Genomic DNA, 26,701 nt, shown 5'->3' with positions numbered 1-26,701 from the left:
AACTAAATGTCTTCTGTAATTTGTGGCTCGCTGGCCTTTGACACCATCATGGGCTTCGAGGGCCGGTTTGCCGAGCAGATCCTGCCCGACCAACTGCACATTCTGAACGTGTCGTTCCTGGTGCCGGCGCTGCGCCGCGAGTTTGGCGGCTGTGCGGGCAACATCGCCTACAGCCTCAAGCAACTGGGAGGGTCGCCATTGCCCATGGCGACGGTAGGCAACGACGGCGCCGACTATCTGGCTCGCATGCAGGCGCAGGGCATCAGCACCGAGTTTGTTCGCGTGGTTGATGATCTTTACACTGCGCAGGCCATGATCATGACTGACCGCGACAACAACCAGATTACCGCGTTTCATCCTGGCGCCATGATGCAGGCCCATGTCACCCGGATCGAGGCGCGCAGCGACATCAAGCTGGGCATGATCTCCCCTGATGGCCGCGATGCCATGCTGCAGCATGCAGAACAGTTCAAGGCCGCCGGCATTCCCTTCGTTTTTGATCCGGGGCAGGGTCTGCCGATGTTCGATGGCAAGGAGCTGGCGCATTTTGTCGATTTGGCAAGCTGGGTCACGGTCAATGACTATGAAGGCCGGATGCTGTGCGACCGGACCGGCTTGTCGTGCGCCGAGTTGTCACGCCGTGTGCGCGGCCTGCTGGTGACGCTGGGCGCCGAGGGCTGCGAAGTCTGGGTCGATGGTGCTAAGACGCTGGTTCCAGCGGTCAAGGCCAGTGCGCTGGTGGACCCTACAGGCTGCGGTGACGCCTTTCGTGGCGCGCTGCTGTTTGGACTGGAACAAGACTGGCCGTTGGTCCGTTGCGCGGCGCTGGGAAACCAGATGGGTGCATCCAAGATTGCCAGCCGAGGCGGACAGAACTATTCAGTGAATTTGAATGAAATAGGTGTTTAGCGCAACAGCCATAAGCGCTCACAGCTATAAAAAATATAGCATTGAATCTGATGCTTGAACATCAGCGGGTTTGGCAGAATATTTTTTCTATAAATCTTCAACGCTACGCCAAACCGAAGCCTGCGACTGGCCTGCTGGCGAGGCTGAAGCCGCAAAGGGCATGTCGATATAAAAGAATGAATTGAAAAAGCCCGACGTTTTGCAACATCGGGCTTGAGGCACAAGACCTGAACGAATTAAGGCTTGCTGCCCTTTGGGAAAGGCCAGGAGGCTTGCGGGCTGATGGTTGTCTGAGCGGTGGGCGTGGTTACCGGCGTCTTGACTGCAGGTTTTTTCTCGGATTTCTCGATTTTTACCTCTTTTACCGCCTTTACAGCTTTTTTTGCTGCGGGCTTTTTTACGGCTTGAGCGGTTTCAGCAGGCTTGGTTTCGATCTTTTTTGCAGCGGGTTTTTTAGCTGCTGCGGCTTTAACGGCTGGCTTTTCAGTCGCCACCGCTTTGACCATTGCCGTCACAGGCAGCACTTTTTTAGCTGCTGCTGATTTTGCAGGAGACTTTGCCGGTACGGCTTCAGTTGCCTTGACCGCGGTTTTTACTGCTGCCTTTTTGGCCACTGGCTTGGGAGTCGCAGCGGGTTTTGCGGCTGGTGCGGGTGAAGCCGCAGCCTTTTTCGCTGAAACTTTTACAGCCGCTTTCTCTGGTGCCTTGGCAGGTGTTTTTGCCGTAGTCTTTTTAGCCGACGGCTTGGACGCCGCAACTGTTGTTCCCGCCGGTGCGGGCGTCGCCGCAGTTGTCACTTTTTTTGCTGCTGCTTTCGCAGGAGCGGCTTTCTTTGCCGCTGGTTTTTTCGCAGTTGCCATGGTTTTCTCCTCGATCAGTTTGCAAAAAGCACTTCGTCTGGAGTACAGACGAAACGATTCGCAGCATGGGGCCTTCGGATTGCCGAACCCCATACCGCAAACACAGGCGCAACGGTCCCTGCGCACTCTGGGGTGCTGGCTTGGACTGTTGCGAATTTAAAAATCATTATTGTGTGGGCCTTGTGCTTTTTGTCAATCGTGTGCTGTTAATCCCAGGAAAGGGCGCCGCCAGACTGATATTCGATCACACGGGTTTCAAAGAAGTTGCGTTCTTTTTTCAGGTCAATCATTTCGCTCATCCAGGGGAACGGATTTTCCTCATTGGGGAAAAGCGTTTCGAGTCCGATCTGCGTAGCACGCCGATTGGCGATGTAGCGAAGATAGCCTTTGAACATAGAGGCGTTGAGGCCCAGCACGCCGCGTGGCATGGTGTCTTCGGCATAGCGATATTCAAGTTCTACGGCCTTCATGAACAGTTCGTTGATCTCGGCCTTGAACTCAGGCGTCCAGAGGTGGGGGTTTTCCAGCTTGAGCTGGTTGATCAGGTCAATGCCAAAGTTGCAATGCATCGACTCGTCGCGAAGGATGTACTGGTACTGCTCAGCCGCGCCAGTCATCTTGTTTTGCCGGCCGAGTGCCAGAATTTGTGTGAAGCCGACATAAAAGAACAGTCCTTCCATCAGGCATGCGAACACGATCAGGGACTTGAGAAGCGTTTGGTCTGCTTCGGGTGTTCCCGTCTTGAAGGTCGGATCTGAAATCGCTTCGATGAACGGGATCAGGAACTGATCCTTGTCCTTGATGGACTGTACTTCGTTGTAGGCGTTGAATATCTCGGCTTCGTCCAAACCCAGCGACTCTGTGATGTATTGGTAGGCATGGGTATGGATGGCTTCTTCGAAGGCCTGGCGCAGCAAAAACTGGCGGCATTCGGGCGCGGTGATGTGACGGTATGTGCCCAGAACGATATTGTTGGCCGCAAGCGAATCGGCCGTGACGAAAAATCCGAGGTTGCGCATGACGAGACGACGCTCGTCATCGGTCAAGCCGTTCGGGTCTTTCCACAGTGCGATGTCGCGGGTCATGTTGACCTCCTGGGGCATCCAGTGGTTTGCACATGACGACAGGTATTTTTCCCAAGCCCATTTGTATTTGAACGGCACCAGTTGGTTAACGTCGGTCTGACCATTGATGATGCGCTTGTCCGAAGCATTGACGCGCTTGGCTTTTGCGGCAGGCGCAGGCACTTCAACCGCTGGCTGGGTTGAAGGAGCGAAAGAAGGGAGCGGGACCTCCGCTGAGCGGCCGGCTGGCAAGTCGCTCGGGTGGGGAATCTGCAAAGATGGTTTGACTTCTTCGTCCCAGGTCAACATAGGAAATTCCAATACTTGAAGATTATGAAAGCAGCGGTGAAAAATGAAAAGTGTTCATTCAAACCGCTGCAGGTTTTGTTGCGCAATTGCAGCGGCTTTTTGCGTCTTATTCAAAAAAAGAACGAAAAATTCCGGTCAGCAAACCGCAGCTTTTTTATTGACAGGCTTCGCAGCCTGGATCATCAATCGCGCAAAACTTGATGTCGGTTGCAGGCGACGCGCTCAACTGGGCTTGCGCTGCTGCGGCTGCCTTGTCAATAGCGCTCATGCTTGCCGCCTTGGACTGTGAACCCGAGGACACCGAATTCATTTTGCCAGCGGTAACAGTTGATTTTTCGACATGCGTGGCACTTTGGGTACGCAGGTAATAGGTTGTTTTCAGGCCTCGAACCCATGCCAGCTTGTAGGTTTCATCCAGCTTCTTGCCCGATGCACCCGCCATGTAGATGTTGAGCGACTGCGCCTGGTCAATCCATTTCTGGCGGCGCGATCCGGCTTCCACCAGCCACGACGTTTCAATTTCAAATGCCGTGGCGTACAAAGACTTGATGTCCTGGGGCACGCGGTCGATCGGACGCAACGAACCATCGAAATGCTTCAGGTCCACCACCATCACATCGTCCCATAGACCGAGCTTTTTCAGATCACGCACCAAGTAGTTGTTGATGACGGTAAATTCACCCGATAGATTGGACTTGACCGACAGGTTGCCAAAGCAGGGTTCGATGCAGGCATCGACACCAATGATGTTGGAAATCGTCGCGGTGGGGGCAATCGCCACGCAGTTCGAGTTGCGCATACCGTCTTTTGCGATCTTCTGGCGCAGCGCGTCCCAGTCGAGCGTGGAGGAGCGGTCCACTTCGACATAGCCGCCGCGTTCATTTGCCAGCATGTCGAGCGTGTCGAGCGGCAGGATGCCCTTGTCCCACAGCGAACCCTTGTAGCTCGCGTACTGGCCGCGTTCCCTGGCCAGTTCGGTCGAGGCCCAGTAGGCGTGGTAGCAGATCGCTTCCATCGACGTGTCGGCAAACTCAACGGCAGCCTGCGACGCGTAGGGCACGCGCAGCTCATACAGGCAGTCCTGGAAACCCATCAGCCCCAGACCGACCGGGCGATGCTGCAGATTGGAATGGCGGGCCTTTTCAACGGCGTAGTAGTTGATGTCAATCACGTTGTCCAGCATGCGCATGGCCGTGGTGATGGTTTTTTTCAGCTTGTCATGGTCGAGTGCGCCGTCTTTCAGGTGCTGGACCAGGTTGATCGAGCCTAGGTTGCAGACAGCGGTTTCTGTTTCGCTGGTATTGAGCGTGATTTCGGTGCACAAATTGGACGAATGCACGACACCGGCATGCTGCTGGGGCGAGCGGATGTTGCAGGCGTCCTTGAAGGTGATCCACGGATGACCGGTTTCAAACAGCATCGACAGCATCTTGCGCCACATGTCAGTGGCCTGCAGCTTGCGCGACGGCTTGAGTTCGCCGCGCTCGGCGCGTGCTTCGTAGGCAACGTAGGCCTTTTCAAATTCCTGACCGTACTTGTCGTGCAGGTCAGGCGTGTCGGAGGGCGAAAACAGCGTCCAGCTGCCTTTTTCCATCACGCGGCGCATGAACAGGTCGGGAATCCAGTTGGACGTGTTCATGTCGTGCGTGCGGCGGCGATCGTCGCCGGTGTTCTTGCGCAGTTCCAGGAATTCCTCGATGTCCAGGTGCCAGGTTTCCAGGTAGGCGCAGACCGCACCTTTACGCTTGCCGCCCTGGTTGACTGCCACGGCGGTGTCATTGACCACTTTCAGGAAGGGCACAACGCCTTGCGATTCGCCGTTGGTGCCCTTGATGTGGGCGCCCATGGCGCGCACGGGCGTCCAGTCGTTGCCCAGGCCGCCGGCAAACTTGGACAGCAGCGCGTTTTCCTTGATGGCGTCGTAGATGCCGCCCAGGTCGTCGGCCACGGTGGTCAGGTAGCACGACGACAGCTGCGAGCGCAGCGTTCCGGCGTTGAACAACGTCGGTGTGCTCGACATGAAGTCGAACGACGACAGTATTTCGTAGAACTCGATGGCGCGCTCTTCGCGGTTTTGCTCATTGAGTGACAAGCCCATGGCCACGCGCATGAAGAATGCTTGCGGCAACTCGATTCGCTGCTTGCGAACATGCAGAAAGTAGCGGTCAAAAAGTGTTTGCAGGCCAAGGTAGTCAAACTGCAGGTCGCGTTCGGGCTTGAGCGCTGCCCCCAGGCGGGCCAGGTCGAACTGCTGGAGCTTTTCGTCGAGCAACTCGTTCTTCACGCCCTTGGCGATAAATTCCGGGAAATAGGTGACGTATCGGCTTGCCATGGCTTCATGGCTGATTTCCTCGCCCAGGACCTCCTTGCGGATGGTGTGCAGCAGCAGGCGCGCGGTGGCATAGGTGTAGTCCGGGTCTTTTTCGATCAGCGTGCGGGCAGCCAGGATGGACGCTTTGTAAACCTCTTCAATGGGCACGCCGTCGTACAGGTTGCGCATGGTTTCCGAAACAATCGGGTCAGGCTTGACGTCGCTACCCAAGTTGGCGCACGAGGCTTCAATCAGTGCTTGCAGGTTGCGAATGTCCAGTGCCACCCTTTTCCCGCCATCTGTGACATGCAGCAGCGGCGCTGCGGGCGCCTGGTTTTGCAGTTGTTTGGCGCGTTCCTGATTGTGCTTTTCGCGGTACAGCACATAGGCGCGGGCGATTTCGTGGTGACCACCACGCATCAGGCCGAGTTCTGCCTGATCCTGCACATCCTCGATGTGGAACGTGCCGCCGCTGGGGCGCGAGCGCATCAGGGCGCGAACCACGGCCTGGGTCAGGGTATCGACCGTTTCACGCACGCTGGCCGATGCCGCGCCTTGCGTGCCATGGACCGCCAGAAAAGCCTTCATCATGGCCACGGCGATCTTGTGCGGCTCAAATGCCACGACCGAGCCGTTGCGGCGAATGATCTGGTAGTTGGCAAGTGCTCCGCCAATGGGCAACTCGGTATTCCGAGCAGAGCTGCCGACGGGATCGCTGGATGAACTAGGCACGGCGTAGGGTGCTGTTTGCATGATTTCCTCTGAATTTGTTGTGGTGAGCAAGTGATGTGCGGGATCAGTAAAGAAGAAGAAGCTTGTCGAAAATCAGTGTTTGAAAGGACTGATTTTTTCTTCAATTCCGTGTCAAGGCCAAAATGGGCCAATGGATGGTTAGGCACTATACCTAGTGTCTGAAGCCGCTGCAACCACTACAGGTAGTGTATCGCTGCTGGGTGTTGTCGATATCCAACCTGGCTTTTTTATTGTTTCTTGACAGATTCCCATTGCGTTTGTTTTTCGTAAAACAGTGTGCAGGCCTGATGAAATCAGGCTTTTCGACAGCAGGGCAAGCACTGGCGCGGCTTTGCGCCGGTTTTGGGTTGTAGACGCTTGCAAAGCCTCAGCAGGCAGGGCCTGCAAAAGAGTCGCATCGGACACGCGCAAGGACACAGAATCGCTAAAAGGAAAATATCCTCAAGCAATCTGGGGGAAATACCGATTGGGCAATGCCAGGGAATCTTGTAGCAAGCGCCAGTCAAAGCCGGACCCAGGATCAAATTTTCGCCCCGGCGCAACATGCTCATGTCCGGCGATATACGCCACCGGGTAGGCTTGAAGAAGCGCTGCGCACAGGCTGGCAAGTGTTTCGTATTGAGGCGCTTCAAAAGTGCCTCCTTCCAGTCCTTCGAGCTCAATGCCAACGGAGTCGTCATTGCATTGGTTTCGTCCCCGGTAAGCGGAGTGGCCGGCATGCCAGGCGCGGTCGTCACAGCTGACAAATTGCCAAAGTGCGCCAGTGCGGCTGATGAAAAAGTGCGCCGAGACCTCAAGTCCCCGGATGCCCTGGAAGTAGGGATGCGCGTCCCAGTCGAGCTGGTTGGTGAACAGGCGCTGCACATTGCCGTTGCCGAATTCCCCCGGCGGCAGGCTGATCGAGTGAATCACGACCAAATCAATTGACCCTCCAGCAGGACGCTGATTGACGTTCGGCGACGCCATCACCCTCGCGTGCCGATACCAGCCGTGCTGCCACAAGCTGGTGTCCGGCAACAGGCTTGCTTCAGGCAAGGTCATCGAGGGCTTCAGTCGTATCGTCGTGGCCTGGCGTGATGATTCCCAGGCGGGCAATGCGGTAGCGGATCTGGCGCAGACTCAGGCCCAGCCGGATGGCAGCCGCCGTGCGGTTGAAGCCGGTTTCCTGCAATACCTTGACCAGGATGCTTCGTTCCTGCTGGTCCAGAAAGTTCTGGAGATTTTCCGGAACGACAACCGACTGCTCGGGTGGCGTGTCAAGCTGCGTCAGATTGTCTTCACCCAAGGCAACAGCCCGGTGCAAAATATTTTCCAGTTCACGGACATTGCCATTGAGTGGCAGCGAACGCAGATGGGTGAGCATGGCAGGATTCAGCTGGGGCATGTCCAGGCTTGACTCCTGGCAGATTCTGGCCAGCAGGGCGTTGCAAAGCGCTGGCAGATCCTCCAGTCGTTCGCGCAGCGGCGGCACCATGATCTCGATCACATTGAGCCGGTAATACAGGTCTTGACGAAAACTGCCAACTTCGACCCCTGATGCCAGGTCCTTGTGGGTGGCGCTGACGATGCGCACATCGACCATGTCCTCTTGCGGCGAGCCCAGCGGTCGCACGGTGCGCTCCTGGATTGCTCTGAGCAGCTTGGACTGCATGGCCAGCGGCAGGTCGCCAATTTCGTCGAGAAACAGCGTTCCGCCCTTGGCTGCCTGAAAGTAGCCCAGCCGGTCCTGCGACGAACCGGTATAGGCACCCTTGCGTGCGCCAAAGAACTCGGCTTCGAGCAGGTTTTCGGGAATCGCACCGCAATTGACAGCCACAAAAGGGTGGGCTGCGCGGTGACTGCAACCATGCACGGCACGCGCCACCAGTTCCTTGCCTGTGCCGGATTCGCCACGGATCAGCACTGGCGCCATACTGCCGGCGACCTTCACAATACGCGATTTCACGGCTTGCATCACGGGCGATTCGCCAACCAGCTTTTGCAGGATGGCCGCCGGGTCAGCCGGTTTTCCAGGCGCTGGGGGCGCAGCGCCGGCCATCGCACTGCGGCTATCGGTCTTGGCCAGTGCCGGGTTGATGTTTCGGGTTTCCTGCACGGCTGATGCCACCACACTGCGGAACTGCTTGAGATCCACCGGTTTGGTGAGATAGTCGAAAGCACCGGCCTTCAGTGCCTCTACTGCATTTTTAGCCGAACCGTGCGCCGTGATGACCACGCAGCGTTCTGCGCGTTGCTGTTGGGCCAGTTCGCGCAGCAGTTCAAGCCCCAGCCCGTCAGGCAGGCGCATGTCTGTGATCACCGCATCAAACCGGGCGCCTTCTAGATGTTCACGAGCCTGTTGAAGCGTGCCGGCGGCTTCTACGTGGTAGCCCTGCCGAAGCAGCGTCAGCTCGTACAGTGTGCGCAAGTCGGGCTCGTCATCAATGATCAGGATGCGGGCGGGTGAGGGTGAGGGTGCTTGCGAATTCATGATTTTTTAGACAAGGACAGAAGCCATGCTCGACAGCTCGGTACGCCGGCGCTCTAAATCAGGCCGGAACATGACAAAAAACTCATTGCCCTGGACATGCTCCCGCAGCACCCGTTGGTAACCAATCTGGGCGCCATAGCGTTCGCACAGTTCGCGGCAAATATACAGGCCCAGCCCGGTGGAGCGGCTTTCGGACGAGAAAAAAGGCTCGAACAGATGCGCCTGGACGCTTTCCTCCAGCGTCTGTCCATCGCTCCAGAACGCAAGCCTGGCTTGGCCTGGTGCCACCAGCTGTGTGCTGACTTCAAGCCCCTGGGTTGCGCCACTGGTGTAGCGCAGTGCGTTATCGAGCAGGTTGAGCATCAGGCGTCGCAAATGGTCGTCGTCAAACCCGACTTCCGTATTTTCGCAGTCAGTGCAGATACGCAATTGTCCGTTAACCGCATTTTGCCGGACCCAGTCATTCGCAATGCGCATTACCGCTTCATCAAGCCGCAGACTGGTGGTTTGCGGTGCCGGAATTTCCTGCTGCGCACGCGAGATATCCAGTATTTCATCAACGATTTTTGCCAGACGCTTGGCATTTTGACCAACGATGTCGGTGAGCTGGCGCTGATCGGCCGCTTGCAGGTCTTCTTCAAGCAGTGCATTGGCCTGTGTGATGGCGGCCAGCGGATTGCGAATTTCATGCGCCACCGCCGTAGACATGCGCCCCATGGCGGCCAGCTTCTCGATACGAACGCGTGCCTCCATTTCGCGCAGGTCTTCCAGAAACATCACGCACAGGCTTTCATGTGAACCGTCCCTTGAATCAGTCAAGCGCGAACGAACCTGCAGCCGTCGGGTGCTCAGGCCTGAATGGACGAGATTGATGTTGCTTTCTTGCACCGAATGTTGCGCAAAAGTATGCTGCATCAGCTCGACCAGGGGTTGCCAGGCTGTGTGAGCTGCCAGTCTGAATGGCGCTGGGTAAGAGGTTTCCTGTGCTGCCAGCAATCGTCGTGCCGCAGGGTTGGCGGAGCGTACGAAGCCGTTGCCATCCATGACAAGGACACCTTCTGCGAGTGTGGCAACCACCAGTTCATTGACCTGTATCTGCATGCGGGCAGCCGACTGGCTTTCCCTGGTCAGTTTTTCTTCCCGCGCCAGCCGCATGGCCAGCTGGTTGGCAAGCAGTGCCACAAGAAAAAATCCGGAGCCGCTCAAGGCTGCCTGCAAAAGCGCGGCATTGACTTCACCACCGCTTGGCACAGAACGCCATGCGGCGTCGGCCAGCAACAGCAGCGTCACGCTGGCTGCCGTGCCAAAAGCCAGCACGATGGGGCCAAGCACCGAGGCCAGCAACACCGGCAGTGCAAACAACGGGGTGTAATTCAGTGCGCTTGCCTGAAAAAAGTTGAGCAGCGAAAACGCCATGACATCCACGCCGATGGTCAATACCCAGAGCGCGTCAAACGTACAGCCCTGCGGACGGGGATGCGCCCAGAAACGAACGGCGAGTGTTGCGCCGAGATAGACAATACAGATGGCCTGCGTCCAGTGGTTCAACGGCGTACCCAGTGCCTGAAGCGCTTCCTGCAAAATGACCAGTACGGATGCGATGGCAATTCGGGCGTTCATGAACACACCCCAGAGACGTCTGAAGGAGCCTGGCGCGGTTTCCGGTTTCCAGGCGCCCGCCGCGCTTTTGACTGTGTTGCGCCAGAACAGTGCTGGCCGTCTCATCTAGGCTTTGGCTTCACGGCGATGCGCCTCACTGCAGTAAAAGCCGTCACGCCCGATCAGCGCTTCCGACTTGGGCAGGTGAATATGGCAAACACCGCAGGCAACCATTTCCGTCGCTTTTTTTTCTTCTGAAGACTTGCTGGGCGCACGACCCGGCGGCGCTGCCTTTTTTTGACTCGGCCGGCCGCTGCGCCAGATCCAAAAAACCACCAGTATCAGGAGAATGACGAGCAAATACTTCATGGCCGCCTCAGGATGACTTCAAGTACAAAGCGCGAGCCGGCATAGCTGAGCAGCAACAGCCCGGCGCCCAGGTAGAGCACGCGAACGGCCTTCAGGCCGCGCCAGCCCAGCCGCGCGCGCCCAATCAGCAAGCCTGCAATGACGGCCCACGCCAGCAGCGAAAAAATTGTCTTGTGGTCCCACTTCCAGCCCAAGCCAGGGCCATACAGGGTTTCGGCAAACAGCCAGCCCACCAGCAACGTGGCTGACAGCAATACGAAGCCGGCTTCAACAAAGCGAAAGGTCAGTCGTTCCAGTGTGAGCAGGGGAACACCGGTGTCACTTTGCGCGGCCTGGCGGATGGCGCGCTCGGCCCGCACCATCAGCCAGCCATGCACGACCGCTGCCGCAAACAGGCCGTAGGAAGCGATACCCAGGGCCCAGTGCAAAGGCAGGAAAGGCGAGGCGATCACATGGTAGGAGGTACCAGGGAAAAATACCGACAGCATGACGGTGGCGCTGCCCAGTGCGGCCAGCGCCCAATGCGCCTGAAGCTGCGGAAACAGCCTGCGTTCCACCGCATACACCGTCAGCACCAACCAGACCGTCATCGACAGCGCCGGGGCAAAACCAAAGCGTGGCGGCGTGCCCAGCAGGGCTTCGACCAGTGTCAGCGCATGCAGCCCCCAGGCTGCCAGCAGGAGGGCGCGCAATGGGCTTTCACCCAGCCGGGGTGTCGCCACTGCAAGCACTGCATAGGCCACGGCCGCACCGGCTGCTGCCCCAAGACCCCATCCATTGCTGAAAGCTAAAATCATGCGCAGAGTTTAGCGCCTGGCCCGGTCTGTTCCGGCCTTTGGCTCCCCCGCAGCGCCCGTTTCAGGACACCACTTCATGGCTACAGCCCTTACCGACAAGTTATCCCGCCTCGTCAAGGAAATGCGCGGCCAGGCCCGCATCACCGAATCCAATGTCCAGGACATGCTGCGCGAAGTGCGCATGGCGCTGCTGGAGGCCGACGTGGCCCTGCCGGTGGTGCGGGACTTCATTGCCCGCGTCAAGGAAAAAGCCATGGGCCAGGAGGTGATGGGTTCGCTCTCACCCGGCCAGGCGCTGGTCGGCATCGTCAGCAAGGAACTCGCCGCCACCATGGGTGAAGGCGTCAGCGACATCAACCTGGCCGCGCAGCCACCCGCCGTCATTTTGATGGCTGGCCTGCAGGGCGCGGGCAAGACCACTACCACTGCAAAACTGGCCAAGCACCTGATTGAAAAGCGCAAGAAAAAAGTGCTGACCGTGTCAGGCGACGTGTACCGGCCAGCAGCCATCGAGCAGCTCAAAGTCGTGACCCAGCAGGCCGGCGCCGAATGGTTCCCCAGTTCGCCCGACCAGAAGCCTGCCGACATTGCCCGCGCTGCCATCGACTATGCGCGCAAGCACTACTTCGACGTGCTGTTGGTCGATACCGCCGGCCGGCTGGCGATTGACGAAATCCTGATGGCTGAGATCAAGGAATTGCACGCGATCCTCAAGCCCGTCGAAACGCTTTTCGTGGTCGATGCGATGCAGGGACAGGATGCCGTCAACACCGCCAAGGCCTTCAAGGAAGCGCTGCCGCTGACCGGCATTATCCTGACCAAGACCGATGGCGACTCACGCGGTGGCGCGGCGCTGTCGGTGCGCCAGATCACCGGCGCGCCGATCAAGTTCTCGGGCACCAGCGAAAAACTAGACGGCCTGGAAGTGTTCGACGCCGAGCGCCATGCTGGCCGCATCCTGGGTATGGGCGACATCGTCGCGCTGGTCGAGCAGATGGCCTCGGGCGTGAACATGGCCGAGGCGCAAAAGCTCGCCGCCAAGATCAAGTCCGGCGACGGCTTTGACCTGAATGACTTTTTAAGCCAGCTTCAGCAAATGAAGAACATGGGCGGCTTGAGCAGCCTGCTCGACAAGCTGCCAACGCAGATGGCGGCCAAGGCCGGCGCCATCGACATGGACAAGGCGGAAAAGGACATGAAGCGCAAGGAAGCCATCATCCTGAGCATGACGCCGCTGGAGCGCCGCAAGCCCGACCTCATCAAGGCGACGCGCAAGCGCCGCATCGCCAACGGCTCGGGCGTGCATGTTCAGGAAGTCAACCGCCTGCTGGGCGAGTTCGAGCAGATGCAGGGCATGATGAAAAAGATGAAGGGCAGCGGCATGATGAAGATGATGAAGCGCATGGGCGGCATGAAGGGCATGCCGAAGTTTTGAAATGCTGACTTTTAGATCAAAACAGGCCCTGGCGCACTCCGTATATGCGCATGATGCTATTTTTTCAATAGCATCGAGCATTTTTGGTCGTGCAGGCTGCAAAAGCGTCCCAGGTGTTCCGGAACATTCGCAACGCGCTGAAAATGTAGGACAACTGCTCTACGTTATGCCGGCTGATACTCCACACGGGAGACGCATCCTGCGGTTCACTGGCGATGAGTTCATGGGTTTTCCCTTGGAAGTTACGAAAACTCATGTTTCGTCGCGTCCAGGCGCCCAAGCTTTGAAGCAATTCACTCCTGAAACCAAAAGGGTAATGGCTTGACTTTGAAAAAATCATGACCACACTTGACCGTTCGGCGTTTCAAATAAAACTTTCTGTTTGTTGTTGCCGAAATCTGTAAGTGGTTACCCGCTGACTCCCATGAAAATCAGGTTCTACCCTGCGATCATCGGCAGATGGTTTGTTTAAGGAAAGGTCATTGATTGCAGCCACATAAAAATTCCTCCTTTCCAGAAAGCCAAGAAATCCCGCAGGAGCTGGCCAGCATGCTGCGTGAAGCCAATGAGCACTTGGTGATTGCTTCCTTGCGGGCGCAGGATTTGCAGGATCAGGCCGAAGCCTCGGTGGAGCGGCAGACAGAATTCTTGTCGATGCTGGCGCACGAATTGCGCAACCCGCTGGGGCCCATCGCACTGGCGGCCGAAATGCTCGGAAAAATTTCCACGGCCCATCCGCTGCTGCCTGACATCCAGCAAATCATTGCCCGGCAAATCGCCCACATGAAGCGGCTGCTGGAAGACTTGCTCGACGCAGCGCGTGTCAACAGCGGAAAAATCACTCTTGAAAAAGGCTTGCTGGTGCTGAGCGGCATTTTGCAAAGCGCGGCTGAAATCAGCCAGCCGCATTTCCTCAAGCTCGGCCAGCAACTGATCGTTGACCTGCCGGGCGAGCCCGTCACGCTTGATGGCGACGGAGTGCGCCTGTCGCAGGTGTTCTCCAACCTCCTGATCAATGCCAGCAAGTTTTCGCCGCGCCAGGCATCCATCACCGTGTCGGCGCGCCTGTCTGAGGCTGGCACGGTGCGCATTTGCGTGAAGGACCAGGGCATCGGCATTGATCCAAAAGTCCAGCCTTTCATTTTTGACCTGTTCACGCAGGCAAGCAACACGCTGGACCGTTCGCAAGGCGGGCTGGGCATCGGGCTGTCCATGGTGCGTACGCTGGTGCAAATGCATGGCGGCACTGTGCAGGTACGCAGTCAGGGAGTGGGTTGCGGCAGCGAGTTCATCGTTGAGCTGCCAGTGTCCGCACAAGCCATGGCCTCTGAAGCCCACCTGACCATCGATGCCCATCCGGCCCGGCCTTGCCGGATACTGGTGATTGAAGACAACCTTGATGCCAATGCAACGCTCAATAGCTGCCTGACGCTCTATGGTCATGCTGTCGATTCTGCCTACAACGGCCTGGACGGGCTTGCCATGGCAAAAGATGGTCTTTACGACATCGTGGTCTCCGATATCGGCTTGCCGACCATGAATGGCTATGAGGTGATCCGCCGAATCCGGGCGCTGCAGCTGGTGCCCAAGCCTTTCTGCGTGGCCATCACGGGCTACGACCAGCAGGGCTACCTGGTCCATGCCAAGGAAGTGGGTTTCGACCATTATTTGATCAAGCCGGTTTCCATGGAGATGCTGGAGGCGCTGATTTCAAAAAATTTCCCTTCAGACGCCATCACCTGACCCATGGAAAATACTGAACCTACGCGCAGCCAACTGATAGAAGCGGCGCTGACCACGCTTCCTGAAACGGTGGCAAACGTTACCCTGCACCTTTGGGAGCGGCTGGCGCCCCAACTGATTTCAATCATTGGCGAGGGCGGTTTCAAGCCGCTTTACACGCGCAGCCTGCGCCTGGCGTCCAGTCTGCATCCCTGGATTGCGCCAGACCTCACAAAATCTGCCATCCAGGAGCGTTTCACTCACTTGCAGGCCGTCCTTTCGCAGCAGGATGCAGCCGTGGCCCGGTTGGGCAGCCTCGCGCTGTTCACCATTTTTCTAGATGTACTCGCTTCATTGATAGGCGAGGAATTAACAACTCATCTTTTGCACTCGGCCTGGAATGACAAGACTTTCGACACATCCGCTAAGGACTTTCCAAAATGAGTAAAAGAGTAACCATACGCCAACTGCCAACAGGGGTTGCCGGACTGGATGAACTGCTGGGCGGTGGCATACCGGAATTTTCCTTCAACCTGATTGCCGGCACGCCCGGCTCGGGCAAGACCACGATGGCGCACCAGATCATGTTCTCGCTGGCCAACCCGCACCGGCGCGCGCTGTTTTTTACCGTGCTGGGCGAGCCGCCGCTCAAGATGCTGCGTTACCAGCAGCAGTTTCCCCACTTTGACATCGACAAGATCAACACGTCCATCAAGTTTGTCAACCTTTCGGGCGACCTGCTCGACGGAGAGTTTGACCGCGTGCTGGCCCGCATCGTTGAAGAGGTGGAAATCTTTTCGCCCAGCCTGGTGTTCGTGGATTCGTTCCGTTCGATGGTGCAGCCGGTCAGGGATTTCAGAGACGACAGTGCGTGGGGATTGCAACACTTCATTCAGGCGCTCGGTGTGCAGATGACCAGCTGGCAAGCTACAACTTTTCTGATCGGCGAATACCCGGCGCAGGAAGAAAATTCCAGCCCGGTATTCACCGTGGCTGACGGCATTGTCTGGATGTCCCAGCATGTCCACCGCGACGCGATGGTGCGCAAGCTGCAGGTGGTCAAAATGCGGGGTCAAGCGCAGCGGCCCGGTTTGCACACCTTTCGCATCACCGATGAGGGGGTCGAGGTGTTCCCGCGCGTCATTCTGAAGGACGACGGCAGCCAGAAAAAACAATTACCCAGCAACCAGCGCCTGACGATGGGCGTGCCGCTTCTCGACAAGATGATGGGTGGGGGCCTGCCGGTGGGTTATTCCCTGCTGGTGGTGGGACCAAGTGGCAGTGGAAAAAGCGAGCTAAGCACCGAGTTTCTGGCCGCAGGTGTGCGGCTGGGCGAGTCGGGGGTGATTGCCGCATTTGAAAAAAGCCCCAGCCAGTTGCTCGACAGCCGGCTTCAGAAGCTGATTGAAAGCGGCAAGGTGTCGGTCATTGACACGCGCGCGCTTGACCTGTCCATCGACGAAATCATGCATGACCTGGTCAGCCTGATCAAAAGAACCAAGGCCAAGCGGGTGGTGATTGATTCGCTGTCGGCGTTCGAACTGGCGCTGGCGTCAATTTTTCAAGAAAACTTTCGCGAGTCCCTGTACCGCCTGACGTCGGTGCTGACCAATATGGGCGTGACGGTCTTAATGACCGCCGAGCTCGAAGACCGCTACACCGACCTGCGCTTTTCGTCGTACAGCAATGCGTTTTTGACCGATGCTATCTTGATGCTGCGCTACGTTGAACTTGGCGGGCAGTTCAAGCGCGTGATCTCGGTCGTGAAGGTTCGAGCCAGCAACCACAGCAAAGAAATTCGTTTCTTTGACATCGCCAATGACGGTATCACGATCGGCAAGGCGCTGACAAATTACCATGGAATCTTGTCGGGCGAGCCCACCTTGCGTGATGAGTCTGACCCCAAAACGCCGGCTTGAGTTGGTGCCGGGAGCCTGCCCTGCATTGGGGCAGCGGGGTCTGCTTTCTTACGCCTTGGCCTGCGGCGCAACCGGCGCGCGCGGGAGTTCGACGGTAAATACCGTGCCGGAATGTTCGTTCGACGCCACTGAGAGGGCGCCGCCGTGCGCTGTGGTGATTTCCCGGGCAATAAAAAGCCCCAGTCCCAGGCTGCTGGACGGCGCGCCTTCCAGCAGCCCTGATTCGACCGAGAGCTGAACCAGGGGATCGAAAATTGCCTGCAGCGACGAGGCAGGAATCACCGGGCCGTGGTTGCGCACCTGCACCGTGATCGAATCGGCCTTGCCCAGAGCCGTGATGGTGACTGCGTGGGTGTCATCGCGGTACTGCGCTGCATTGTTGAGCAGGTTTGAGAAAAGCTGCTGCAAGCGGGCACTGTCCAAAGATCCCGACAAATCGCCCGATGTCTCCAACTCGAAAGGGCAGTCGGGATAGCCGGCCTGGGCGTCGTCCAGGGCCGCCTGGCAGATACCGGCCATGTTCTCGGGGCGCAGGGTAAGCGGGATTTCGCCCCCCAGTTGCGTGCGCGCGTATTCCAGCAAATCCTTGACCATGGCGCTCATGTTGGCGGCGCTCCGGGCCACGCGGGCGCCCATCTCGCGGGTGCCTTCGGTGCCATTGGCGGGCCGCATCAGGTAGCTTCCTGCCAGTTTCATCGTGAACAGCGGGCTTCGCAGGTCGTGGCCCAAAATGGCCAGGAAGGTGTCGCGCGTGCGGTCGGCGTTTTCAGAATAGGTCACCACGGATTCGGCCAGCGCCTGGTCCATGGCTTCGTTGAAACGCATCATGTCTGTCGCGCTTTCCCGCGTTCCCAGTTGCATGTGCGGCATCCACAAACGGAGTACGGTGGCGCGCAAGGCCCGGTATTCAGCGGTGAGCTGGGTCAGCGTGAAGCCGCTGGCGTGGCGCAGCGTGCCGTGAATGGCTGCCGCACTCTTTTTGTTGATGTCTTCGTCGGCCTGGCCTTTTGACTTTTCGGCCTGCTGCGCCGCCGTCTGGGGCGTGTCAAGGTCAATGACGATTTCCTGCAGGATTTCGCGGGCATGGTCACGCAGAATGTGCTGCGGCGGGGTGAGCGACGCTGGAAACAGCGTTCGGGCAAAAGCGTCCCACTCGACAAGGATCTTCTCAAGATGGGCAGTGATGAACGTTGAGAGTTTCATGGGTCATTTCGTTAACCCATCAAAGAAGGGCGGTTGATTTCCAAGCCAATATCTTTTTGATAAAAATACTCGAGACTACATCTTATCGATTCTTTTGTTTCCGATAGTTTCAGAGTTGATTCAAACCAGTCAGAAGACAAAAAAGCCTGTTTTTAAAAGAAAACAGGCTTTTACGCATATTCAGCTTGCAGGTATAGCTATGAAAAAAATAGCATTCTGCAAACTCTTCTGCTGCGTGTCCGGGGTTCAGGCAGCTTTCAGTCTTGGCTTGGCAAGCTGGCTGGCATGCAGCCAGGCGCGGCGCAACACGGCCGGCGAGCGAGTTTCCTCGGGAATCAGCAGGTAGTTCTGCGCACGCATCGCGGTGCCAACGCCGACCTTGCTGGTCAGCACCGTCATCGGAATCGACAGCAGCAGCGGCAGGCCGACCGGCAGCAGCCAGACCAGTGCACTGGCGTCGATCATCGCAATGCCGGCGGCCAGCACCAGGACCACGCTGCTCATGGGCGCAAGCTGCGCCAGCGCATGGCGCCATGGCACAGCGGCGGCTTCGCGCGGAGGCGATTTCCATTCGAGCTTGAGGCCGGTCAGCGCGATGACGACGAACAGCGAGTGCGCCAGCATGCGGATGGGGGCCTGCAACAGCGCGATCAGCGTTTCCAGCAATGCGCTGCGCAGCAGGCTGGCGGTTCCGCCATAGGCTTGCTGCTGGCCCTTGAACAATACGGCAGCAATGCCCAGGATGCGCGGCAGGAACAGCATGGACAGCGTCCAGGCCCACAGCGACAGCAGTTCGCCGGGCAGCACGTCCCAGTTGCTGACCATCGGCGACCCTGACAGCCACAGCGCCGTGCCCATGGTCATGAAGCACAGCCACAGCGGCGCCGACAGGTAGGCCATGGCGCCGGTGGCGAACATCGAGCGGTGCACCGGGTGCATGCCGGGCTCGGCAATCAGGCGCGAGTTTTGCAGGTTGCCCTGGCACCAGCGGCGGTCGCGTTGCAGCTCGGCCAGCAAATCAGGCGGCTGTTGTTCGTAGCTGCCGATCAGGTCAGCCACCAGCCAGACGTGAAAACCGGCGCGGCGCATCAGCGCGGCTTCAACGAAGTCGTGCGACATGATGCTGCCGGCCATGCCGCCCGTGCCCTTGATGCGGTCCAGTGCGCAGTGCTGCATGAAGGGTTCGATGCGGATGATGGCGTTGTGCCCCCAGTAGTGGGACTCGCCCATCTGCCAGAACTGCATGCCCAGCGTGAACAGACGACCGGTCACACGCGAGCCGAACTGCTGCGCGCGTGCATGCAGGGTGACATGGCCAATGGCCTGGGTGGCGGTCTGGATGATGCCGGCCTTGGGGTTGGCTTCCATCAGCTTGACCATGGACACCAGGCAGTCGCCGCTCATCACGCTGTCGGCGTCTAGCACCACCATGTAGCGGTAGTCCTTGCCCCAGCGGCGGCAAAAGTCAGCCACGTTGCCGGCCTTGCGGTCGGTGCGGCGCTTGCGAAGGCGGTAATAGACCTCGATCTGCGGCTGGTGTGGCTGGCTGGCAAGCTGGCCGCGCAGGTCTTCCCAGGCGGCGCGTTCGGCCTTGATGATCGCCGGGTCGTTGCTGTCGGACAGCACGAAAACGTCGAAATTTTGAACATGCGATGTCACCGCGACCGATTCGCAGGTGGCGCGCAGCCCGGCGAACACCGTGCTCACGTCCTCGTTGCAGATCGGCATGATGATGGCTGTGCGCGTGGCCTTGTCCAGCGTGTGGTGCTGCACCTTTTTGGCCGACAGGGTGTGGGCGTCGCCGAACAAGGTGACGTAAAAGCCCATCATCGCCGTCATGAAGCCGGTGACCACCCAGGCCGACAGCAGCGCAAACAAACCCAGCTGGCCGTATTGCAAAAAGGCGTTGTCATAGACCGGCTGCATGTCGGCAAACAGTGCCGTCGCCATCGCCGTGCTGACGAGCGTCAGTAGCATGAACACCGTGCGGCGGCGCTTGGCGGCATGCTGCCACGGCTCCATCGCCTCGGCAGATGCGGGTTGGTCAAGCGTCTTTCGGCCGGTCAGCCTGAGCAGTGGCAACAGCGCCGCCGTGCCCATGCTGTTCCAGAAACCGCGCCACGGACGCGGCGCCATCGAACCCCGGTGCAGTGGCGGCGCGGTGACCGCATTCGGATGACGCTCTTCACGCAGCAGGCTGCGCCGATTCAGTTGGTGATCAGGTTGGTCCATGTTTCGCTCAGGGTTTGTTGGTTGTATTGGAGAAAGGCGCGCAGCTCAATCGGCTGGACGGGTTCGGCGGCGTTGGCGGGCTTGAGGCGCTCGACCCGCACGGTCATGCGCCAGGCGCCGGTGGCCGGGTTGCGGTAGGCCAGGCTTTCGACCACGCGGGCGTTGCTGCCGGCGGTGGTGATGGCCTCGACCTTGGCATCCTGGGGCAGGGCGTCCAGCGCGGGACCGGCAAAATCAACGACAAACTGGATCTGCTGGCCCAGCGCGTCAGCGCCAAGCTTGCTGTAGCCGATGCCCCGACGCGACTGCGTCACCCAGCCGTTGGGCGGCAGCTGCTGGTTCTTGCCCTGCCAGGCGATCTGGTAGGCCAGGTCCAGCGGCTCACCGGCAGCCGGCATTTTTTCAGGCACCCAGTAGGCGGCCACGTTGTCGTGGGTTTCGTCGGGCGTGGCAAATTGCAGCAACTCGACCCGGCCGGCGCCAAAGTCGTTCAACGGCGTCACCCAGGCGCTGGGGCGCTGTTCATAGCGCGCTTCGGTGTCTTCATAGCTGCGAAAAGCCCGGTCACGCTGCATCAGGCCAAAGCCCTTGAGTTTTTGCATGCTGAACGAGGTGACCAGCGGCGACGCCGGGTTTTGCAGCGGGCGCCAAAGCCATTCGCCCCCGCCCTTGCCGTCATCGGTGGCGATCATCAGGCCGTCCGAGTCATGCACTTCGGGTCGAAAGTCGCCAGGGCGCGGCTGGTTCTCGCCAAAGAAAAACATGCTGGTCAGCGGCGCGATGCCCAGCGTGGTGACTGGCTTGTCACTGGGCCGCATGAAGATGCGGGCGCGCACTTCGGTCACGGTCTGCTCGCCGGGCTTGACATCGAAACGGTAGGCGCCGGTCATGCGCTCCGAATCCATCAGGGCATAAATCGTCAGCGGCGCGCCTTCGGCGGTGGGCTTTTCCAGCCAATAGTCGGTAAAGCGCGGAAATTCTTCCTGGCCCGGCCCGGCCGTGTCCACCGCCAGGCCGCGCGCCGACAGGCCGTACAGCTGCCCGGAGCCCAGCGCCCGAAAGTAACTGGCGCCCGAGAAAACAATCAACTCGTCTTTGTAGGTGGGCGAGTTGAGGTTGCTGAAAAAGCGCACGCCGCCATAGCCGAGGTCGCCCCAGCTTTTCGGAGCCAGGCTGGTGTTTTTGCCAAAGTTGAAGCGGGCCGGGTCGTAGGGAATGCGTTTGGTGCCCGCAGCGGTGACTTCATGGACACGAACCGAGTCGCCATGCCGGCCAACATGAAAAAAGTTGGCTTCGAAAGCCAGCTTGTCGGTGCGCCACAGCGTGCTTTCCGGCTTGAAGCGGATGTCGCGGTAGTCGTCGTATTCCATCTTGGCCAGCTCGGCTGGAACGGCAAGAGAAGCAGGTTTGAATGGTGTTTTTGCGCGCTGGCTGGCGAGTTTGGCGACATCTTCCAGACTCCATGCCATCGCCGGGCTGCTGCCCAGCGCCAGCACGGCGGCGCAGGCCACGGCTGAAAAATACACCTTCCAGCTTGGCGCGCTGGCAGGTTTAAAACGACAAAAAAAGGCTTGCATGAAGCTGATAGGGCAAACCCTGTGCCAGCTTCGAAAAATCGTCTTAAATCAATGACTTGGAAAGAAAATATGATTTTTCAGCATGAAAATCCGGAAAAAACACCCTAAAACACCGGTTTTTGTCGCCACCCAGCGACAAGTTTCAGGCCTGAATTTAAAAGTTGTTTTAAATCAAGGACTTGGCGTGTCGTCAAAAAGCGACTCACTCCGGCGACGGCTGCGAACTGTCGGACTTGAAGTGGCCTGGCGTGAGGCCGTGCTTTTGCATCAACCGGTAAAACTCGGTGCGGTTGCGGTCGGCCAGCCGGGCGGCGTCGGCTACATTGCCGTCGGTCAGCTTCAAAAGGCCGACCAGGTAGTCGCGCTCGAAGCGCTGCTTGGCCTCGGCAAAAGTCAGCACCTGGATGCTGGGTGAGCGCAGGGCGCGCTGCACCAGCGCCAGCGGCACCAGCGGTGTGCTTGACAGCGCACACACCTGTTCAACCACGTTGTAGAGCTGGCGCACGTTGCCCGGCCAGGCAGCGGTGGTCAGAGCCTTGAGTGCCTCGGGCGCAAAGCCGCTCAGGCGCTTGTGGTACTTGGCCGCCAGCGTCACCAGGAAATGGTTGGCCAGCAGCGCAATGTCCTCGCGGCGTTCCGCCAGCGGCGGCAAACTCAGCGTCACGACATTGAGCCGGTAGTACAGGTCGGCGCGAAAGTCGCCGGCTTCCATGGCGGCATCCAGGTCGCGGTGCGTGGCCGAAATGATGCGCACATCGACCGGAATCGACTGGCTGGCGCCTACCGGGCGAACTTCGCGCTCCTGCAGCACGCGCAGCAGCTTGACCTGCAGCGCGGGCGGCATGTCGCCGATCTCGTCCAGCAGCAGCGTGCCGCCGTCGGCCGCCTGGAACAATCCCTTGTGGTTGCTGACCGCATCGGTAAAAGCGCCCTTGACGTGGCCGAACAGTTCGGATTCGAGCAAGGCCTCCGGAATGGCACCGCAGTTGACCGCGATGAAAGGCTTGGCAGCGCGCTGGCTGGCCTGGTGGATGGCCTGGGCCAGCAGTTCCTTGCCGGTGCCGCTTTCGCCGCGAAGCAGCACGCTGGCATCGGTGGCGGCAACCATGTGGGCTTCGGCGAGCACCTCGGCCATTCGGCTGGAGCGGCTGATGAGCCTGCTTTGCCAAGCCTCGGCGCTGCCCTGCCGCGCCGGATGGGCCGGCGCGCTCAGGTGCAGCGCCTCGGCAATCTTGTCGAGCAGCGCCTTGCCGTCGAAGGGCTTGGTCAGGTAGGTGAAAACGCCGCGCTCGGTGGCTTCAACCGCGTCGGGAATGGTGCCGTGCGCGGTCAGCAAAATCACCGGCAGCGACGGGTGCAGGGTGCGGATGTCGTCGAACAGCGCCAGCCCGTCCTTGCCGGGAAGGCGCACGTCGCTGAGCACCAGCTGCGGCCGCTTGAGCTGGAGTTCGGTCAGCGCGGCCTCGGCCGAGGTGACGGCCGTGACGCGGTAACCGGCGGCTGTGAGCCGCATGGTGAGCAGCCGCAGCATGTCGGCGTCGTCGTCAACCACCAGCAGGTTGGCTGCCGTGGGCGAGAGTGGGGCAGTTGCAGGCGTCATGGTGCGGGCGGGGGCGTGCGGCCACGGCTGGCGGGTGCCGACGCACCCGGCGCGGGCACGCGGCTGGTCAGGCTGCGTTCAATCGCCTTGAGTGCTTCCAGCCTTTCATTGGTCTGGTCGAGCCGGCGCTGGACTTCGCGGGTTTGCTGGTTCTGTTTTTCCAGCAGGTCTTCGATGCGCCGCTGCTCGCCATAGCGGGCAGCCAGCAGGCGGGCCAGCGGATGCAGCACCTGGGCTTGGGCATCGGGGTTGGCCAGCAGCCGGGTGAGCAGTTCCTGCGCCCGTATCAGCTCCGGCGTCTGGCGCAACTGGCTGAGCACAAGGGCCAGTTGCAACTGGCTGGGCGGAAGGTAGGGGTTGCCCAGCCGTGCGATTTCCTGATTGAGTTCTGCAGAAGTCATCGAACGGGCCCGGTCTGCATAGGCCAGCATCCGGACCACGGCGTCGCGTTCCGGGGCTGGCGTGGTGTCCGCCGCAATCGGGGGCGGCGCCGCTGCGTTGCCGTTGGCTGCAGCGCTGCTGGCGGGCGTCGCCGGAGCCGGTGTTGCAAGCTGAGCGCCTTGGGGCGGCCCGACCAGCGAGCAGGCTGCCAGCAAGGCAGTTGCCAGACCAACGCCTGGCAGGCACAAGCCGATCCGGCCGAGGCGCGCAAAAAACTCAGCTCTTGTAAACATGGGGAAACTCGATTCTGAAATGGGAGCCCGCTTCCTGCGGCAGCAACTCGATGCGTCCGCCGTGTGCGGCAATGTATTCCTGCACGATCGACAGTCCGATGCCGCTGCCGCGAACGCCGCCCTCCGGCTGGCGCTCGCCCCGGTAAAAGGGCTCGAAAATCCGTTGCTGGTCCGATGGCGCGACACCGGCACCCTGGTCCTGGATGTCGATATGCACCAGGCCAGGCTGCTGGCTTAGTGAAAGATCAATAGTACCTTTGAGCGGCGAGTAGCGGATGGCATTGGACAGCAGGTTGGCGAGCGCGGTACTTATTTTTTCCGGGTCCACTTCCATTTTGAGCGGGTCGCCGCTGATGTGCACCGTCAGTTCCCGGGCGCGCCACTGCAGGCGCTGCGCATCGACCTGGTCCTCGATCAGCTGGAGCAGGTCCACCGTTTGCCGGCGCAGCTGGCGCGCCTCGAACGCCGCCGTGTTGAAGCGCAACAGGTCCTCGATCTGGCTTTGCAGCACGCCGGTGTTGTGTTTGAGGATTTGCGCGATTTCGCGCTGGTCCTGGCTCAGCGGGCCGGCCACGCCGTCCTCCAGCAGCGACACACCTTCACGCAGCGACGCCAGCGGGGTCTTGAGTTCGTGCGAGATGTGGCGCAAAAAGCGCGACTTGTCGGCATCCAGCTCGACCAGCCGAAGACGCAACCAGTTCAGCCGCTCGCCAAGCAGCGCCAGGTCGGCCGGGCCGTTGATGGCAATGACCTTGTCAAGCCGGTTTTCGCCCAGTCCAACGATGGCGTTTTCCAGCCGCTTGAGTGGCCGGGTGAACCACACGCCGAAGGCCAGCGCCATGAAGACTGCCAGCACAATCGCCCCGGTGATCTGCTGCGCCAGGTGCTGGCGGCTGGTTTCGAGCTTTTCCTGCAACGAGCGGTTGCTTTGCTGGATGGCTTGCTGCACCTGAAGGGCAATGGCGGTGTTGATGCTTTCAAGTTCGCGAAATTCCTGCGCCAGCTGGTGTTCACGGTCCAGCGCCGTGTCCAGTGGCCCGATGAGCAGCTCAAGCATGGTGTCCAGGTGCGCGCGCCAGGGGCGTTCCCGGGCGGCGGGTATCTCTTCCTGCGCCAGCCGCGCGATGATGGCGGTGGCATCGCGGGCTTCGTCGCGAAAGCGCTGCCTGAGGATGCGGTCATCCAGCACCACCGACTGCCGCGAGGCGCGCTCCATCGACACGCTGCGCTCGCGCAGCGACTGCGCGGCACCGCTCAGGTCCAGCGCACGCGCCGCATTGTCGCGGCTTTGCACCGTCAGGTCTTCGAGTGCGAACAGCGCGCGCAGCGACGCCGCGCCGAGCAGCGCGGCAACCAGCAGGAAGGCAATCACCAGCAGAGGCCGGAAGGAAAACCGCTGCAGCATGGGTTTGGACGTCAGGGGCAGATGACGCGCTCAGGCCAAAAGGGCTGCATGGTCCGCAACAGCCGGCGCTGCATGGTCTTGCGTCAGCACTTCGCCGCGCAAGGACCGCTGGCTGGTTTCGATGATTTTGACATCGACCATCTGGCCGATCAGGCGCGGCTGGCCTTTCAAAATGACGACCCGGTTGCATTCGGTACGGCCCATCAGTTCGGTCGTGTCTTTGCGCGCCGTGCCTTCGACCAGAATGCGCTGCACCGTGCCGAGCCGGCTGGCGCTGATGGCGCGCACGCTGTCGTCGAGCACGGCCTGCAAATGCTGCAGTCGACGCAGCTTGACCTCGTGCGGCGTGTCGTCGGCCAAGTTCGCCGCCGGTGTGCCGGGACGCGGGCTGAAGATGAAGCTGAACGAGGTGTCGTAGCCGACGTCGTGGACCAGCTTCATCAGTTTGTCGAAATCTTCCTCGGTCTCCCCCGGAAAGCCGACGATGAAGTCGCTGCTCATCGCCAGGTCGGGACGGATGGCGCGAAGCTTCTTGATGGTGCTCTTGTATTCCATCGCCGTGTAGCCGCGTTTCATGGCCATCAGGATACGGTCCGAGCCGTGCTGCACCGGCAAATGCAGGTGGTTCACCAGCTTGGGCAGCGTCGCGTAGGCGTCGATCAGGCGCTGGGTGAATTCGTTCGGGTGGCTGGTGATGTAGCGGATGCGTTCGATACCGGGAATCTCGGACACGTAGTCGAGCAGCGTGGCAAAGTCGGCAATTTCCGCCGTGCCGCCCATCGTTCCCCGATAGGCGTTGACGTTCTGGCCCAGCAGCGTGACTTCCTTCACGCCCTGGTCGGCCAGGCCGGCGACCTCGACCAGCACATCCTCGAACGGCCGCGAAACTTCCTCGCCGCGCGTGTAGGGCACGACGCAGTAGCTGCAGTATTTGGAGCAGCCTTCCATGATGCTGACAAAGGCGCTGGCGCCCTCGACCCGGGCTGGCGGCAGGTGGTCGAACTTTTCGATTTCCGGAAAGCTGATGTCCACTTGCGGCTTGCCGAGACGGGCGCGGCTGGCCAGGAGTTGTGGCAGGCGGTGCAGCGTTTGCGGGCCGAACACTACGTCGACATAGGGCGCGCGCTGGATGATGGCCGCGCCTTCCTGGCTGGCGACGCAGCCGCCAACGCCAATCAGCACGCCCTTGGCTTTCAGGTGCTTGACACGGCCCAGGTCGCTGAAGACTTTTTCCTGCGCTTTTTCGCGCACCGAGCAGGTGTTGAACAAAATCAGGTCGGCTTCGTCCATGTCTTGCGTTTTTTCATAGCCTTCGGCGGCGTGCAGCACGTCGCTCATCTTGTCCGAGTCGTACTCGTTCATTTGGCAGCCAAAGGTTTTGATAAAGACTTTTTTGCTCATGATAAATTGCTACTGAATTAATAGCTGCTTGCGCCCGTGGATAATGCGCAAACAGCCAATTTGATTGATAAATATGGAGTTGGACGGCTGGC

General features: G+C 59.6%; 21 protein-coding genes. 6 read left to right on the top strand and 15 right to left on the bottom strand.

Going from position 1 to position 26,701, the window contains the following annotated elements:
- The first annotated feature begins 6 nt into the window (after positions 1–6).
- Positions 7–909, top strand: coding sequence for a carbohydrate kinase family protein (locus tag H4V98_RS18135; protein ID WP_196862080.1), 903 nt, complete (start codon positions 7–9; stop codon positions 907–909).
- A 236-nt stretch (positions 910–1,145) separates the two neighbouring features.
- Here the strand turns inward: H4V98_RS18135 and H4V98_RS18130 are convergent, their stop codons facing one another.
- The 8 genes from H4V98_RS18130 to ccsA all read right to left on the bottom strand — a co-directional run bounded on the left by H4V98_RS18130 (position 1,146) and on the right by ccsA (position 11,441).
- Positions 1,146–1,769, bottom strand: a complete 624-nt coding sequence (locus tag H4V98_RS18130; RefSeq protein WP_280757790.1) for a histone — start codon at positions 1,767–1,769, stop codon at positions 1,146–1,148.
- Between the two features lie 206 nt (positions 1,770–1,975).
- A complete protein-coding gene (locus H4V98_RS18125) occupies positions 1,976–3,142 on the bottom strand; it encodes a ribonucleotide-diphosphate reductase subunit beta (protein WP_196862082.1) in 1,167 nt (388 codons plus the stop codon).
- A gap of 154 nt (positions 3,143–3,296) precedes the next feature.
- A complete protein-coding gene (locus H4V98_RS18120) occupies positions 3,297–6,206 on the bottom strand; it encodes a ribonucleoside-diphosphate reductase subunit alpha (protein WP_196862083.1) in 2,910 nt (969 codons plus the stop codon).
- Positions 6,207–6,647: 441 nt separating this feature from the next.
- A complete protein-coding gene (ampD, locus tag H4V98_RS18115) occupies positions 6,648–7,247 on the bottom strand; it encodes a 1,6-anhydro-N-acetylmuramyl-L-alanine amidase AmpD (RefSeq protein WP_280757789.1) in 600 nt (199 codons plus the stop codon).
- On the bottom strand, positions 7,234–8,676 hold the full coding sequence (locus H4V98_RS18110) for a sigma-54 dependent transcriptional regulator (protein WP_280757788.1): 1,443 nt from the start codon (positions 8,674–8,676) through the stop codon (positions 7,234–7,236). The genes ampD and H4V98_RS18110 overlap by 14 nt, the downstream gene beginning before the upstream one ends.
- Positions 8,677–8,682: 6 nt before the next feature.
- Positions 8,683–10,296: an ATP-binding protein gene (locus tag H4V98_RS18105; protein ID WP_280757787.1), complete on the bottom strand. Its 1,614-nt coding sequence runs from the start codon at positions 10,294–10,296 to the stop codon at positions 8,683–8,685.
- A 105-nt stretch (positions 10,297–10,401) separates the two neighbouring features.
- Positions 10,402–10,644 carry a PP0621 family protein gene (locus H4V98_RS18100; RefSeq protein WP_280757786.1) on the bottom strand — a complete coding sequence of 81 codons (243 nt, stop codon included), beginning with the start codon at positions 10,642–10,644 and terminating at the stop codon, positions 10,402–10,404.
- Positions 10,641–11,441, bottom strand: a complete 801-nt coding sequence (gene ccsA, locus H4V98_RS18095; protein WP_196862087.1) for a cytochrome c biogenesis protein CcsA — start codon at positions 11,439–11,441, stop codon at positions 10,641–10,643. Before ccsA ends, H4V98_RS18100 begins: the two co-directional genes overlap by 4 nt.
- Positions 11,442–11,517: 76 nt before the next feature.
- Here ccsA and ffh point away from each other — a divergent pair, with 76 nt between their 5' ends.
- The 5 genes from ffh (at position 11,518) to H4V98_RS18070 (ending at position 16,517) form a co-directional block, all read left to right on the top strand.
- A complete protein-coding gene (gene ffh / locus H4V98_RS18090) occupies positions 11,518–12,876 on the top strand; it encodes a signal recognition particle protein (RefSeq protein ID WP_280757785.1) in 1,359 nt (452 codons plus the stop codon).
- Position 12,877: 1 nt separating this feature from the next.
- Positions 12,878–13,201, top strand: coding sequence for a hypothetical protein (locus H4V98_RS18085; protein WP_196862089.1), 324 nt, complete (start codon positions 12,878–12,880; stop codon positions 13,199–13,201).
- A 224-nt stretch (positions 13,202–13,425) separates the two neighbouring features.
- Positions 13,426–14,619: a hybrid sensor histidine kinase/response regulator gene (locus H4V98_RS18080; RefSeq protein ID WP_196862090.1), complete on the top strand. Its 1,194-nt coding sequence runs from the start codon at positions 13,426–13,428 to the stop codon at positions 14,617–14,619.
- A gap of 3 nt (positions 14,620–14,622) precedes the next feature.
- Positions 14,623–15,042: a hypothetical protein gene (locus H4V98_RS18075; protein WP_280757784.1), complete on the top strand. Its 420-nt coding sequence runs from the start codon at positions 14,623–14,625 to the stop codon at positions 15,040–15,042.
- Complete coding sequence (locus tag H4V98_RS18070; protein ID WP_280757783.1) at positions 15,039–16,517, top strand: ATPase domain-containing protein; 1,479 nt, start codon at positions 15,039–15,041, stop codon at positions 16,515–16,517. The genes H4V98_RS18075 and H4V98_RS18070 overlap by 4 nt, the downstream gene beginning before the upstream one ends.
- A 48-nt stretch (positions 16,518–16,565) precedes the next feature.
- On the opposite strand, the gene H4V98_RS18065 is transcribed toward H4V98_RS18070, so the two are convergent.
- The 7 genes from H4V98_RS18065 to miaB form a co-directional block, all read right to left on the bottom strand.
- A complete protein-coding gene (locus H4V98_RS18065; RefSeq protein ID WP_280757782.1) occupies positions 16,566–17,720 on the bottom strand; it encodes a HAMP domain-containing sensor histidine kinase in 1,155 nt (384 codons plus the stop codon).
- A gap of 246 nt (positions 17,721–17,966) precedes the next feature.
- Positions 17,967–19,952: a glucans biosynthesis glucosyltransferase MdoH gene (gene mdoH / locus H4V98_RS18060; protein ID WP_280757781.1), complete on the bottom strand. Its 1,986-nt coding sequence runs from the start codon at positions 19,950–19,952 to the stop codon at positions 17,967–17,969.
- Complete coding sequence (locus H4V98_RS18055; RefSeq protein WP_280757780.1) at positions 19,928–21,529, bottom strand: glucan biosynthesis protein G; 1,602 nt, start codon at positions 21,527–21,529, stop codon at positions 19,928–19,930. The genes mdoH and H4V98_RS18055 overlap by 25 nt, the downstream gene beginning before the upstream one ends.
- Before the next feature lie 202 nt (positions 21,530–21,731).
- A complete protein-coding gene (locus H4V98_RS18050) occupies positions 21,732–23,129 on the bottom strand; it encodes a sigma 54-interacting transcriptional regulator (RefSeq protein ID WP_196862096.1) in 1,398 nt (465 codons plus the stop codon).
- Positions 23,126–23,803, bottom strand: a complete 678-nt coding sequence (locus tag H4V98_RS18045) for a YlbF family regulator (RefSeq protein WP_196862097.1) — start codon at positions 23,801–23,803, stop codon at positions 23,126–23,128. The genes H4V98_RS18050 and H4V98_RS18045 overlap by 4 nt, the downstream gene beginning before the upstream one ends.
- A complete protein-coding gene (locus tag H4V98_RS18040; RefSeq protein WP_280757779.1) occupies positions 23,787–25,208 on the bottom strand; it encodes an ATP-binding protein in 1,422 nt (473 codons plus the stop codon). Before H4V98_RS18040 ends, H4V98_RS18045 begins: the two co-directional genes overlap by 17 nt.
- Positions 25,209–25,238: 30 nt before the next feature.
- Positions 25,239–26,609: a tRNA (N6-isopentenyl adenosine(37)-C2)-methylthiotransferase MiaB gene (miaB, locus tag H4V98_RS18035; RefSeq protein WP_280757778.1), complete on the bottom strand. Its 1,371-nt coding sequence runs from the start codon at positions 26,607–26,609 to the stop codon at positions 25,239–25,241.
- Between the last annotated feature and the right edge of the window lie 92 nt (positions 26,610–26,701).

Origin of the sequence: Polaromonas sp. CG_23.6 (assembly GCF_029892315.1) — a bacterium.
Lineage (GTDB): Bacteria > Pseudomonadota > Gammaproteobacteria > Burkholderiales > Burkholderiaceae_C > Polaromonas.
This window is presented reverse-complemented; position numbering and strand designations above follow the sequence as displayed.